Below are 13,331 nucleotides of genomic sequence, written 5' to 3' on the forward strand. Positions count from 1 at the left end.
TACATAAGTCAATTATAAGATCATGTAAAATTTAAAATTATGTAAATGTTATACATTTTTGTAAAAGACATTCATTGACACTTGCGTATATAAGTAACTATACTCGTTACATCAAATTGAATGTGTGATAATACGATTTTATTATTATTACAAACATGTAAATATAAAAATAGAAAATCCCAATTTGATAAATACAATGGTAGAGGTGTTTATTTTAATGAAGCACAAATTAATTGCAACAGGTATCCTTGCAGGATCTATATTATCCTATTCTTCTAATATTTTAGCAGATACTCATAAATTCCCTGATGTTCCTGTATGGGCTGATAAATCTGTTAATTATTTAGTTGATAAACAGGTATTGAATGGTTATCCAGATGGAACTTTTGGTTCAAATGACTCATTAGACAGAGCTTCGGCTACAAAAATTATGACAAAAGTTTTAGGGATACAAATTGATCCTAATGCAAAACCATCTTTTACAGATTCACAAAACCACTGGGCTACTCCTTATATTGCTGCTGCTGAAAGAGCTGGTATTGTTAAAGGTGAAGGTAATGGAATCTTCAATCCATCCGGAAAAGTAACTCGCGCTGCTATGGCTACGATGCTAGTAAATGCATATAAACTACAAAACACACCAAATTATAACGAGCAGGTTAGATTTGAAGATTTAAAAGGGCATTGGGGAGAAAAATATGCCAATATTTTAATAGATTTAAAAATTTCTAATGGTACTGAGAACGGTTGGCAACCAAATAGATTTATAACACGTGCTGAAGCTGCTCAACTTACTGCAAAAACAGATATGTTACAACAAAATTCAAACGATGAAAAAGAGATTATTACTGCTACTTCATATGAAGATTTAAATTTAACAGTGGCTTCGAAAATTACAGCTCAAGAGATTGATAGTTTTATTGCGAAATATCATTCGGATAGTCCTTTAGTTGGACATGGGCAAGATTTTATCAATGCGCAAAATCAATATGGCGTGAGTGCTCATTATTTAGCAGCGCATGCGATTTTAGAATCTGGATACGGAAAATCAGAAATCGCATATCAAAAACATAATCTATTCGGTCTACGTGCATATGATGGAGATCCGTTTAAATATGCGAAATATTTACCAAGCTACGGCGATAGCATTGCTTATAACGCTAATTATGTACGAGAAAGATATTTAGAAGAAAGTGGTATGTATTATAACGGGCCAACATTAACTGGCATGAACGTGAAATATGCATCAGATAAAGGTTGGGCTAAGAAAATTGCGGGTATTATGGAACGTATTAAACCGTTTCGTGTAGAAGACTATACATATGCAAAAAAATTACCAAAGAATCCTGAAACATTAGATGTCGACGCATTATCTAATGAAATTCCATATAAAATGTATGCAGACGGTTCAAGCTCAAATGTTGTATCATCAGCTACTTACTATCAGGTACCTTATCCATTTAATTTAAAAATTAAAAGTAGACCAGATGTAGCTGTCGAGGAGAATAAAGTTGGTACAGTAACTTCTGGAACAACCATCTTTATTTATCGTGAAGATCCAAATGGATGGGTAGAATTCTCTTTTGAAGCGAATGGAGAAAAATACTGGACATTAAAAAGTAAATTAAGTATGTAATTAAAAAGATCTATTTCACTACTTTTAATCGATTAGATTATAATCTCATATAATTGAGAGACAATTTTTTTACTTTCTTAAAATAAAGTTATGTATACAAGAAAAGTTAGAGGATTATTTTCTCTAACTTTTCTTCGCTAGTATTTGAAATTAAAAAGATGGTGGAGTTACTCCAAATATAACAGTGACCTTGTTTAAAGAAGTGTTTTCCCATTTATGCTTTGCATAAGGTGGGATTTTAACACTATCACCTGTATTGAGAAGTAAAACCTCATCATTTAGATATAGTTTTACTTGTCCTTCCATAATAAATGCTATTTCTTCCCCTTTATGTGCCACAGGTTCCATAGATGAAGCAGTTTGAGGTAACAGATTCATTAAAGCCAATTCTAGTGATCCATCTAAATTAGGAGATAATAGCTCATACGAAACATTGCCGCTTTCAGGAAAAGTTATTTTTTTTCTTTGGTTAGCTCTTACAACTAATTCTTCTGTACTGGTATCCTCTAAGAAAAAATTAAACAATGGAATATTTAATGCTACAGAAATTAATTTTAGTGTTTGTAATGATGGATTTGTGATTCCTTTCTCAATTTGACTTAACATGGAAGGTGTTATATCAGCTAACTCTGCTAAACGTTTACTGGTTAATCCGGCACCTTTTCTAAATGCCATAATTTTTTGACCAACATTAATATTGTTCATATATGTAATCCCCTTTAAATAAGTAAATAAAATTAAATTATTATTAATTTTATTTACTTATACTTAATATATTGTTAATATATACTTAATTATAATAAATTATGATTAATTTTAAAATATCGTATGTACATATGGCAGCAGCTGCGAAAAAGTGGGAAAAAGATTTACTTAGAAATAAAGGGGCTACTATTTTTGAATATACAGCTGGTTATAGTAAAGCAGTAGAAGAAGGGGGAACATAAGTTAATAAGAATCAAATGTGCTATTTTATTAACGATGAAAAATCAAAGCATGTATTTTAAGGTAATGCAGTAGTTGCTACTCGTCTGAATAATTGATATACAAATAAAAGTTGATGGATCGCATCCTCTATTTGTATATCTACCATGTGGAGTAGGATTTGGTGGAGCTTCGTTTAGTTTAAAAATTATGGTATGGGATCATGTACATGTAATTTTTGCTGGGCTATCCATTCTTCGTATATGCTAATAGGTATGATGACCGGATTATATGATGGGATTCCCATACAAGATTTTTAATGAAAAGGATTCTAATAAGTAAAGGACAACTTAAGAGTAGACTTCAATGCTGTATTGTAAAATTTTTAAGGAAGTGAAAAAAGTATGAAATCAGCTTTAAATAGTATTATGATCTCCTCGATTTTTGCAGTAGGAGGGATCCTTTCGCTTTTGTTTAATTTAATGGGGAATCAAGATTGGATCTGGAATTGGGTAGGGCTATTACTAGCATATCTATCTTTGGGCATTTTAATCGGTTTATATAATAAAACTGTGGATCACAAAACATTTCCTAAAATACTAAAAAGAACTTTGTTTATTTCCTTTAATGTAACTATATTAGGGATAATAATAGGGGTAACATACCAACTATTAGGAAAGTGGAATCTTACTATAATGATGTATTATTGGCTGATAATTTTATTACTACATTTAATTACTGTAATAACATTAGTCATCCTAGTATTCGAAAACGGTAATAGTAAAAATTACAGCTTACTATATAGTTTTATTATACTTTTAAACATTGTCCTTACCTTAGGACCAGTATTATTTCCAGTAGTTCTAACTATTATAGGAAATGCCATGAACGTTAGTGCAGGGCACTAATTTTCACCTATATAGATTATTAAAATGATTAGTCCAAAATTGAGATTGTTTAAGTTAAAAAACTTAATAAGCTAATAGGATAGTAAAACTAAACGACATAAAGTGGAATGATTTGATAGAAAGAAGATTATAATATGAAAATTAAGCTTAAGAAAAAAAGAATTATAAGTGTATTGTTAGCTATTACATTAGTAGCAATAGGGTATTACATGTTTCAATCTATTACAAATCCTAAGCTGGTAAATGCGGAAGAGGGAAACAGTGTTCAACAAGTGAGCAGTCTACCTAAAAATGAATTAAAAAAACCAATACCTAATCGTTTTGATGGTAAAGAAAGAAAAGTTGCATATTTAACTTTTGATGATGGACCAGGAAAATATACAGCTAACCTATTAGATGTATTAAAGAAAAATGATGTGAAAGCAACATTCTTTTTAATTGGCGATAATGTGAAAAGGTTCCCAGATTTAGTGAAACGAGAGCATGTAGAGAACCATTATGTGGGTATGCATAGTATGACACATGATTTTAAAAATTTATACACCAATCAGGAATATGTGAAGGAAATGAAAGAGGATCAATCTTTAATTAGAAATGTTATTGGAAACTCCCCGAAATTAACACGCCCACCATATGGATCAATGCCTGGATTAAATGAATCACTTCGAAATGAAGTAGTCAGAAATAATTTAAAAGTATGGGATTGGACAATTGACTCTCTAGATTGGAAATATAATAAACTACCTGTGGATGTAGCGGCCGCAAAAATTGTTCAAAATGTCTTAGCAGGTGCGACGTCTTCAAAGGAAATTGTTTTAATGCACGATATTCATCCACAATCTGTTGCGGCAGTTCCAGCAATTATAAAAGGATTAAGAGAAAAAGGGTATGAATTTGAAGCTTATGGTGAGAACAATCATTTTCCAATAAACTTCTGGCATGATAGCCGGATATAAAAGTATTTATGAGTTAAATGAATGGAATAAGAAATTGATATAGGGTTTAAATATATGTAAGAGCGCGTTGATCTAAATATATACCAACACGCTCTTTATTTATTTTTTATTATTTAAATGTAAGTATAGGGTTTTTATCGTATATAAATAATTAAATATCTTTTATTTTTATACAATAAATTACTTAATTGTTATATAAATATTGAATGAATTTAATTGTCGTTTTTAAAAAACAGTAAAATTGGCACAACACTAAACGTAATGGTAGTTATAGCAAGTGTCTCTTGTATCATATTATCTATACTAGGATTTTGGGGCCTTAATAAAGGGGAGCATTGTGAAGTCTTTTAATAGTATGCTGGATAACTTGCAAAAATTAATTGGAGAAGTAAAAAACACAACACAAGAAGTTACTTTTTCTACTGATGGGATGTTACAAGTTACTAAACGAGCATCTCATATATCAAGAGAGGTTGTTCATACTTATATTTGTTATCTATCTTGTCTCTTATTACTTGTATCTTCCAACCACTTAGAAACATATTCTTGCATACGAGATTCTAATGATTGAATCGTTTCATTTGATATAGCAAGTGCTTGATCCGCATACTTATTCGGGAACATGTTGCGCAAAGTAGGTTCATTTTCAGCACCATCTCCTGGTTCACGGTAATCTTCAATGATGTAATCATCGCCATTTTTTGTGACTGTCACACGGACTGGAAGTAAATGTCCTGCTTGAGGAACTGTCTGTGTTTCGCGGTTATATCCTTGCATGAGGGAATGGAGATAGACATACATTTTTTCATCCTTCATCTCAGTTCCATAGATTACATGCGTCTCAAATTGTTTTTTTGTATGATTTAATTTGTCTTGATTCCAGGCAATGATACTTTCTGAAATAAGGGAATCTAGTTTGCTGTTTAGCGGAATCTCCGTTACATCCTTTGCATCATTTTGGACTGAATCACACCCTGTTGTAATGAAAACGAGTGTGATAATGCTTACGGTAATCATTATCTTTCTCAAAATCTTATTTTCATATGTTAATGCAAAACGTCTGCTCATCAATTCACTCCATTTCTCTTCGTGCTAATCATCCACTGACATAAATATTTTATATAACAATAGTAAAATCGTCTTCAAACTAGAAACTTATTCTATCCAAGGGAATATAATACATACTATACCATTCTTACACATAACGGGAGAGACTCTATGAGAAAAGTTATAATGTATTGTGGGATCTTTAGTATGATTCTTTTAAGCGGTTGTATCCGATTCGGAAAAGACACTACAGATACCATTTATCTCATTCCAGAAGCATACGAAGGAGACCTTTTGGTTCTATACAATGTTCCAGGAGCTGAGTTGTTGCCAGAAGAAGATGGGTTTCGTGTTGTTACTTTTTCTGCAGACGGGACCGCAGTAACATCAACACCTAATATGAAATATGGGGAAGTCAACGATACCTATTACACGGTTAACAAGGAAGGAAAGCGCACCAAACTTGACGAAAGCTACATACGCGTTGGTTCAAATGGAAGCACTACTGAAAACATCGGTGAAGAAAATGAGCATACTTTCTCATACGCGAAATTGGAAGTCACACCTAGTGCATGCTCACAAAGCTTCTCATCATACGGGAGAGAAGTACCAGAAAATCAAGAACATCCTGTAGAGAAGAAACTGAGGGACTTACTGGTGCGTGTAAAAGAGCAGTATATGAAAGTGAAGAGCTAAATTTTAAAATTCTAAAAAGGGTGAATGGATGGATGATGTTAGGGATAGGGCTAATTGTATTAGGCATTTTACTTGTCAGCATAGTATCATACCGAGAAATAAAGAAAGCAGGGGGCGTTACCTGGATTGAAATTCTAGTCTATCCCTTTTTATTATTAATATGCGCGCTACTCGAGCATATTGATTTGCCAGGGTTTTTAATATTTTTAGGTTTGGTATGTATTGTTTTTGGTAGCTGTATGGTCATGGGCGTCAATATTCTATAACATTAAGAGCAAAGCATTTAGTTCAGTTGCTTTTTTATTTTATTTTGTAATTTTTATTTTTAATGTCTATCACACTAGTTACCCAGACATACAGGGTTCCAAGTTCTGGTAAAAAACTTAGCAAGTTGAATGTATTCTCTATAATATAGAATGAAATAAAAATGGAGGAAAAATAAATAGACAATGGAAGAAAAATGTATACGTCACGTTTTAAAGATTTTAAACTTTGCACTTTATTCACCTCAGCTTTTCTGGCATTATGTTTTAAATAAGAACCCGTAAATTTGCAGATTCTCCTGGTGATGATTTTAAAATATGTAACTCAGTTTTAATCATAGAATGTATTGAGTCACTATAAAAATCAAATATTAATTTTCTAAAGAATCCTATACAAACCTTATTGTGTTAGAAATACAGACCTAATTATAACCGTTGTAAATGGATCCAATTAGATTTCGGCCATCCCAGTATCCGCATCATAACTAGTAACACTTCCTGTCATCCCTTTTAAAATACCAACATGGACTGTTGCATCCGCACTAACTGTTACAATTTTCATCACATTCAGCTCCGTTTCGATAATATGCTTTGAATTCCCGCGTGATCATTTATTCGTTAGATAACAAAAACGCACCGTAACCCAGTGCGTTTCAGACAAATATACCTATATGTTTTACTTTGTAATTTGGAAGGAGCCACCATAATAATATGAAGTGTCTATCTTCAGTACTGCTACATATGTACCTGGTGTGTAAACTGTTGTAATAGGTGTTGTGAACCTAGAATAGTAGTGGTGCCCAGCCTCACCTGCAGAAATGGTTTTGTAGCGCTGCAATTCACCTTCTCCGTTCAATCTATAAATCTTTACAACACCCACATCTTTTCCGCCTATATATACCGTCGTATCAAACGTACCACCTTGTTTTAACCTACCAGGGGCTAATTCTTGTATATAGTCCGCATTGTGATGCAATAAGAAATACGTTTGCCATGGCCAATCATCCACAACAGCTGAAGCTTGCTTAATCGTATTTACTTCAGCGCGCGCTTTATCAGGTAGCGTACTGTCTAAAACGATAAAACCCGAAAAGGTTAAGGCACCAATTAAAGCAAATGAACATAATTTTTTCATATTAAATTCCTCCCGTTTATCTGACATTTTCATAGTCTACTTACAGGTATTAGGTTGTCATCCATTAATTGGATTGTTATTATAAAATCAATATATCATTTTCTTTTAATTTAATCAAATTAGAATTTTCTAACAAATTATGAGAATAGATAAAATTCTACCTTTCTCCGTTTTTTCTATCATACAGAAGAAAGAACAGAGGCGATAAAGAAATTTTATTCCTCTCTCTTTTCAAATTAACAACATTTCCCGTTTGTACGGTACGAGACTATATTAAACATAAAATAGACACGAAAGGGGATTGGAATTAGCGAATATTTACATGGAATCTAGGAGATGCAAGCTCAACATTTCATAACGGATCGATGGTTCCATTTCAACAGACTCCGAATCCGACAGTAATTTTGTTCTGTTTATTCATGAGGTAACGGAAGAGAATTTAGAAAAACTTGCTACAATTGCTCATCAGTATATAGAGGAGACCATCCATTGTTACAATTACGGCATTGTAGAAGAAATAGGTTAAAAGAATAAAACATACTGTTCCAAATTAATATTCCGTGTGTTTTTTGAACATATATCCCTTGCTTTTATGTATATATTGAATATATAAATATATTGTGTTATGATGTTAATTAGAAACTCGCGTGTTTCAAATACAACATTTTTATCTTCTTGATGACCTCTTATCTTTCCGTAAGAGGTCTTTTTTTTATCCCTTCGTATTGCATAGCCGTTAAAATACTATGAAAAGATACTTGAGACTACTACACTGTGATATTCTCTAGTGTTTTTTCTTTATCCATATTATCTATTGTTGGGTAAACGATGAATTATTACTTTTTGTATAATTTTTATACATCCTGCAAATACGTTATTTTTTAGTAGGCAATTAAAATTTACATACATAATGCATAGAACAGTAGTGAGGAGATAACAGGAAGTAATAAATATAAGTTTGGATGACTTCTTATTTTGTAAAACTAGGGTGTAGAAAGGATGAAACAGATGGAAGAAAAACGAATTGCGATTTTTGTAGTGGATGGCAATGTCAAAGTCGCGAGCAAACTCCGTGATGTTGTGTTAGATATTGTTGGTTTTGATAATTTAGGAGAATACGTAGAGCCTGCTTTTACAGGGATATTGTATTAAGAACAGGAGGGAGTATGATTCCAAAAGAAGTAATGGTAGAATACGTCTCAATTTCCTGATTTAGCAAACCTGCTACCAACTGAAATTGTTGTTTATCCAGCTATTTGCCGCGCAGCCCGATTGGTGAGGGCTGATTAAAGTTTCACTTTATTAAATTGGATTAAGAGATTCTTGAAATGAGGTAGTAACAAAACAGCTTTGTGGGAATTAAACAAAAGGCTGTTAAAACAATTAAAGTGTTAGTTAAAAAAAGCTGATAGCTGAGCGAGAAGTAAACAATTAAAAAACTTTACTACATATGTAGCAAGTTTTTTCTTAACGTACGAAAATCTCGTTATGCATTACTATTAACTTAAGATCATGTATCTTATGATGAAAATAATTCTATCTCTCTATTAATTTATTTGAATATTCTTAAAACTCTTGCGATAAAACGTGGATGTATTTATAATTATAGTTAGTTAAGCTAACTAATTATAGTTGGATTTTCAACACAGGAATAGTTCAATAAAAAACAAGAATCTGAAGCAAATTTGTTAATCTATAGGGCGATTCCTCAAAGAATAGAGCTGTAAGCAGAATGAATTTAAAAAAACGGTAGCGAAGGGAAACTAATTAAATGGCAGCTAAGCTTGGTTTATTTATGTTATGAGTATCTGATAATGCACGAGACAAAGAAATGGTATGTCGCTAATTACTTGCTTTCTGTGCTTCTTGTGCATAATTAATTGAGAAGTAAAGTTATTAAATAAAATACATGTAAGTATAAAAGATAAAGTTGGAGAAGATAGATAAATACGTTGGATTATTAAATTCAACGTATTTTTACAGAATAAAAGTTAGTCTAACTTATTATAAGTTAAGCTAATTTAATTAGAAGGAGGTGAAAATTGTTTACAACTTGTCTTAGTAATAATACAAATTACTTAAATATACTGATTTCTATGGAACTTAAGAAATTTGGAACAAATAACAAGGAGGGTTTAATTAATGAATAGTTCTAAAGAAAATAATCCTATTTTGGCGGTCGTTAGCTCCAGCGGTAATCAAATTCATTTCTTCAATACGAAAAATTTTGAAAGAATAGGGGTTATAGATTCTCCAGTTACAGAACCTCATGAATTATGTTTCGATTCTAAGCGTCAATTGTTATATGTAAGTATTACTTATCGCTCAGGTTTTTATAGAAATAATCCGGAAAAAAGCCATGAAATTTTAGTTATCGATATTGATCAATTTAAAGTAATTGATATCATTGATATTTCGCCGGAATTTGCACCACATGGTTTAGTTTATAATGAAAAAAAAGACTTATTGTATGTAAGTGTTGAATCTGGTGAAGGAGGAATTTTAATTATTAATCTTAACACAAGAAAAGTGCTAGATAGAATCTCTAAAGAAGCAACAGGTCCACATTGGTTTGTGACGAATCCAGATGGTACAAAAGGATATTCCTCTAATAAAGAGGCGCCCTTTATATCGGTTTTAGATACACATAATAAGGAGTTAATTGGAAAAGTATCTATGCCCTATGGTAGTGAAGAACTAGCTATTTCTCCTAAAGGTAATCGAGTTTATATCCCTTCACCATGTTTACTTGGAGACTACAAAGAGGAGCAACCTACACTTAGCATCATTAATACAGAAACCGATAAAATTATAAAGACAAAATCATTTTCAGATTTAATTACTCCGGTTCATGTAACGAATGATGGGAAAGTATTGGTAGGACATACGCGTTTTCAGAATAAGAATGGAGAGAGAACAAGAAGTATGTTTTCTCCAGCACCAGGGTATGTTTCTGTTCTTGATGGAGAATCGTTAAATGTGTTAGGTACAATAGAAGTAGATTTACTCCCAATTACAATGCGTTCTTCTACGGACGGAACGGTTGGATATGTTTCTAACCTTAGATCAGGGACAATAAGTGTATTAGATTTAGTTAATTACAAGAATGTTCATACCATTGAAGTTGATCCAGGAGATCGAAATGCAGATCCTTCTGTAAATCAAGGAGCTCACGGTATAGCATATATAGAAAGGTAAAATAAGAAAACGCTATTCTTTTTGTAGAAATTTACAGAAAGTATGGCGTTTTTTATGTATCTATTAATTTCTGATGAATTCCAATTAGGTCTATTTTTTTTGCTGGTTAGGAGCGCCTGTTATTCATTATTGACTTCTGATAAATAGATTATGTTTCCATGTTAAAAGAGTAGGCAAAGTTTTTTAATGCTCGTTATTAGCTTTTGTATGAAATTAACTTTGGATAATTGATTATTGTATTCTTCTAATTGGATTAGATATTCATAATTAATTTGCAACAACCAAACTTCTTTGAAAACGAACTAAAAGGTATTTTAAATGTATGTTTTAAAACACCACTAATAATGATAACGTTTGCTAAATATAGGAGCTCCTTAAGTTTGTAAGAAGCTTACAAACCTCCTTCTTCCAATGCAACTTAAGCGTAAATTAATTTTTTGTAAATATGGAACAATGTCCTTACTTACACTGTCTATTAAGCGTTAAACATTTTTTATTAAATAAATTAAGAAAGGAATCATCATTTTTAACTAAGGGAGAAGATTGAATTGAAAAAATTATGGATGCTGCTTTTCGTTTGTTTCGCAGTTATGTTGGTAGGATGTAATAAAAACGAACCGCCAAAACAAGCATTTGAAGAATATATCAACTTATGGAATGATAGAAAATTTGCAAATATGTATGATTATTTATCAGATCATGCCAAAAAATCGATTTCTAAAAAAGAATTCACAGAAAAATATCAAAAAATCTATGAGGGGATTGGAGCTAAGAATTTAAAAGTTAAAATGAAAGGAGAGAATACGAAAAATAAAGAGCTTTTTCTTTTTGAAGTTAAAATGGATACGGATGTAGGATCAGTTTCATTCATCCACGAAGCAAAACTTGTGAAAGATAAAGAATCTTGGAAAATAGATTGGACACCGGACTTCATTTTCCCAGGAATGAAAAAAGATTACAAAGTACGTATGCAAATAGAGCAAGGAAAACGAGGAGAAATATATGATCGAAATGGAAAAGGGCTTGCAACGAATGGTAAAGCAACTGAGGTTGGAATTATTCCAGAGAAACTAGGCGAAGCAGCAGCGCAAACGAAAGGAATAGTAGCGCAATTACTTGATATGTCTATAGAAGAGGTCGAACAAAAGCTCACAGCGAAATGGATAAAACCAGACTCCTTTGTACCAATTGGCGTTTTAAAAGAGGGAACTAGACAGAATGATTATATTGAATTAGAAGGAGTTTCATCTCGCCCAGTAAATATTCGTACGTATCCATTAGGTGAAGCAGCGGCACACTTAACTGGATATATAGGAAAGGTGAATGCGGAGGAGTTAAAATCACTTCAAAAACAAGGTTATCAAGCAGATGATTTAGTAGGTAAGACCGGTTTAGAGAAAGTGTTAGAAAATAAATTGCGTGGTGAAAAGGGTGGACGCGTATTTATAGAAGATGAGAATGGGAGAGAGATTAAAAACGTAGCAAAAAAAGAAGCAAAAGAAGGAGAAAATGTTACGTTAACAATTGATGCTGCAATTCAAGAAAAAATCTTTAATGAGATGAAAACTGAAGCAGGATCTAGTGCAGCGGTCAATCCTAAAACAGGTGAAACAATCGCACTTGTAAGTAGCCCTGCTTATAATCCAAATATAATAGTTAGAGGAGCATCGAAAGCCCAACGAGAAGCATGGAATAACGACTCGAAACTACCAATGACGAATCGCTTTACACAAGCATTTGTACCAGGTTCCGTATTTAAAACGATCACAGGTGCAATTGGTTTGGAAACAAACACAATAAATCCGAAGGAAGAATTTAAAATTCAAGGATTGAAGTGGACAAAAGATTCGTCTTGGGGAAATTACTATGTAACGCGTGTAAAGGATGCAAGTCCAATTGATTTTGATAAGGCAATGAAGTACTCTGATAATATTTATTTTGCTCAACAAGCTTTGAAAATGGGAAAAGATCAGTATGTAAAGGAATTTAAAAAGTACGGATTTCATGAAAAATTACCAATCGAATACGAATTTCCTATTTCAATCATTGCAAAAGATGGGATAAAAAACGATATTCAACTAGCAGACACGGGCTATGGACAAGGACAAGTATTAATGACGCCACTTCATTTAGCATTAACATATGCACCGATTGTGAATGAAGGGAATATTCCGTCGCCACATCTTTTAAAAGAAGCAAAAGTAGCAGGGAATTGGAAAGAAAATGTGGTTTCTAAAAAGAATCAAGAGATATTAAAGAGTGCATTAATCAAAGTCATTAATGACCCTGATGGCGCAGGGAGAATTGCAAAGGTTGATGGTGTAACGCTTGCTGGTAAAACTGGTACAGCAGAACTGAAAGAGTCGAAAGAAGCAGACGGAAAAGAACTGGGATGGTTCGCAGCTTTCGATGCAAATGCACCAGACATGATTGTTACAATGATGATTGAAGATGTAAAAGGAAGAGGAGGAAGTAACGTTCCAGGTGAAAAAGTAAAACATGTATTTCAGAAATAATACTTAATTATAAGGTGAATTTTTTCACTAAATTTATTACATGTTTGCTTAA

12 protein-coding genes are annotated in these 13,331 nt (G+C 32.4%); 9 read left to right on the top strand and 3 right to left on the bottom strand.

The features are described from left to right. Positions 1–217 precede the first annotated feature (217 nt). Entirely contained in the window at positions 218–1,636 is a 1,419-nt protein-coding gene (locus BCG9842_RS11810) for an S-layer homology domain-containing protein (protein WP_000680992.1), read from the top strand. 150 nt (positions 1,637–1,786) lie between these two features. Here BCG9842_RS11810 and BCG9842_RS11815 read toward each other — a convergent pair whose 3' ends face one another. Then, positions 1,787–2,341 carry a helix-turn-helix domain-containing protein gene (locus BCG9842_RS11815; protein ID WP_001059815.1) on the bottom strand — a complete coding sequence of 185 codons (555 nt, stop codon included), beginning with the start codon at positions 2,339–2,341 and terminating at the stop codon, positions 1,787–1,789. A gap of 101 nt (positions 2,342–2,442) precedes the next feature. Between BCG9842_RS11815 and BCG9842_RS11820 the strand changes: the two genes are divergently transcribed. The 3 genes from BCG9842_RS11820 to BCG9842_RS11830 all read left to right on the top strand — a co-directional run bounded on the left by BCG9842_RS11820 (position 2,443) and on the right by BCG9842_RS11830 (position 4,424). After that, positions 2,443–2,583, top strand: a complete 141-nt coding sequence (locus BCG9842_RS11820; RefSeq protein WP_003260087.1) for a hypothetical protein — start codon at positions 2,443–2,445, stop codon at positions 2,581–2,583. Between the two features lie 381 nt (positions 2,584–2,964). Beyond that, complete coding sequence (locus BCG9842_RS11825) at positions 2,965–3,468, top strand: DUF3902 family protein (RefSeq protein WP_000833542.1); 504 nt, start codon at positions 2,965–2,967, stop codon at positions 3,466–3,468. Between the two features lie 134 nt (positions 3,469–3,602). Next, positions 3,603–4,424, top strand: coding sequence for a peptidoglycan-N-acetylglucosamine deacetylase (locus BCG9842_RS11830; protein WP_000694595.1), 822 nt, complete (start codon positions 3,603–3,605; stop codon positions 4,422–4,424). A 492-nt stretch (positions 4,425–4,916) separates the two neighbouring features. Here BCG9842_RS11830 and BCG9842_RS11835 read toward each other — a convergent pair whose 3' ends face one another. Then, positions 4,917–5,492: a hypothetical protein gene (locus BCG9842_RS11835; RefSeq protein ID WP_000091044.1), complete on the bottom strand. Its 576-nt coding sequence runs from the start codon at positions 5,490–5,492 to the stop codon at positions 4,917–4,919. A gap of 150 nt (positions 5,493–5,642) precedes the next feature. On the opposite strand from BCG9842_RS11835, the gene BCG9842_RS11840 reads away from it, so the two are divergent. Both BCG9842_RS11840 and BCG9842_RS11845 read left to right on the top strand, forming a co-directional pair. Next, positions 5,643–6,167 (top strand): DUF6843 domain-containing protein, encoded by a 525-nt coding sequence (locus tag BCG9842_RS11840; RefSeq protein ID WP_001233343.1) that lies wholly within the window; start codon positions 5,643–5,645, stop codon positions 6,165–6,167. A 32-nt stretch (positions 6,168–6,199) separates the two neighbouring features. Beyond that, a complete protein-coding gene (locus BCG9842_RS11845; RefSeq protein ID WP_000979114.1) occupies positions 6,200–6,433 on the top strand; it encodes a hypothetical protein in 234 nt (77 codons plus the stop codon). Between the two features lie 673 nt (positions 6,434–7,106). On the opposite strand, the gene BCG9842_RS11850 is transcribed toward BCG9842_RS11845, so the two are convergent. After that, the gene (locus BCG9842_RS11850; protein WP_000732058.1) at positions 7,107–7,565 is read right to left on the bottom strand and encodes a DUF5065 family protein; all 459 of its coding nucleotides are present in this window, start codon (positions 7,563–7,565) and stop codon (positions 7,107–7,109) included. 999 nt (positions 7,566–8,564) lie between these two features. On the opposite strand from BCG9842_RS11850, the gene BCG9842_RS31310 reads away from it, so the two are divergent. The 3 genes from BCG9842_RS31310 (at position 8,565) to BCG9842_RS11860 (ending at position 13,279) form a co-directional block, all read left to right on the top strand. Beyond that, entirely contained in the window at positions 8,565–8,717 is a 153-nt protein-coding gene (locus BCG9842_RS31310; RefSeq protein WP_000812116.1) for a hypothetical protein, read from the top strand. Positions 8,718–9,707: 990 nt separating this feature from the next. Further along, positions 9,708–10,763 (top strand): hypothetical protein, encoded by a 1,056-nt coding sequence (locus BCG9842_RS11855; RefSeq protein WP_001088900.1) that lies wholly within the window; start codon positions 9,708–9,710, stop codon positions 10,761–10,763. Between the two features lie 548 nt (positions 10,764–11,311). Beyond that, positions 11,312–13,279 carry a penicillin-binding transpeptidase domain-containing protein gene (locus BCG9842_RS11860; protein WP_000737766.1) on the top strand — a complete coding sequence of 656 codons (1,968 nt, stop codon included), beginning with the start codon at positions 11,312–11,314 and terminating at the stop codon, positions 13,277–13,279. The last annotated feature ends 52 nt before the right edge of the window (positions 13,280–13,331 follow it).

Source organism: Bacillus cereus G9842, assembly GCF_000021305.1.
GTDB lineage: Bacteria > Bacillota > Bacilli > Bacillales > Bacillaceae_G > Bacillus_A > Bacillus_A thuringiensis_S.

Excerpts from the sequence above, each read along its gene's own strand:
- BCG9842_RS11835 (WP_000091044.1), bottom strand. The coding sequence starts at position 5,492 with ATGAGCAGACGTTTTGCATTAACATATGAAAATAAGATTTTGAGAAAG.
- BCG9842_RS11825 (WP_000833542.1), top strand. The coding sequence starts at position 2,965 with ATGAAATCAGCTTTAAATAGTATTATGATCTCCTCGATTTTTGCAGTA.
- BCG9842_RS11855 (WP_001088900.1), top strand. The coding sequence starts at position 9,708 with ATGAATAGTTCTAAAGAAAATAATCCTATTTTGGCGGTCGTTAGCTCC.
- BCG9842_RS11830 (WP_000694595.1), top strand. The coding sequence starts at position 3,603 with ATGAAAATTAAGCTTAAGAAAAAAAGAATTATAAGTGTATTGTTAGCT.
- BCG9842_RS11820 (WP_003260087.1), top strand. The coding sequence starts at position 2,443 with ATGATTAATTTTAAAATATCGTATGTACATATGGCAGCAGCTGCGAAA.
- BCG9842_RS31310 (WP_000812116.1), top strand. The coding sequence starts at position 8,565 with ATGAAACAGATGGAAGAAAAACGAATTGCGATTTTTGTAGTGGATGGC.
- BCG9842_RS11810 (WP_000680992.1), top strand. The coding sequence starts at position 218 with ATGAAGCACAAATTAATTGCAACAGGTATCCTTGCAGGATCTATATTA.
- BCG9842_RS11850 (WP_000732058.1), bottom strand. The coding sequence starts at position 7,565 with ATGAAAAAATTATGTTCATTTGCTTTAATTGGTGCCTTAACCTTTTCG.
- BCG9842_RS11815 (WP_001059815.1), bottom strand. The coding sequence starts at position 2,341 with ATGAACAATATTAATGTTGGTCAAAAAATTATGGCATTTAGAAAAGGT.
- BCG9842_RS11840 (WP_001233343.1), top strand. The coding sequence starts at position 5,643 with ATGAGAAAAGTTATAATGTATTGTGGGATCTTTAGTATGATTCTTTTA.
- BCG9842_RS11845 (WP_000979114.1), top strand. The coding sequence starts at position 6,200 with ATGATGTTAGGGATAGGGCTAATTGTATTAGGCATTTTACTTGTCAGC.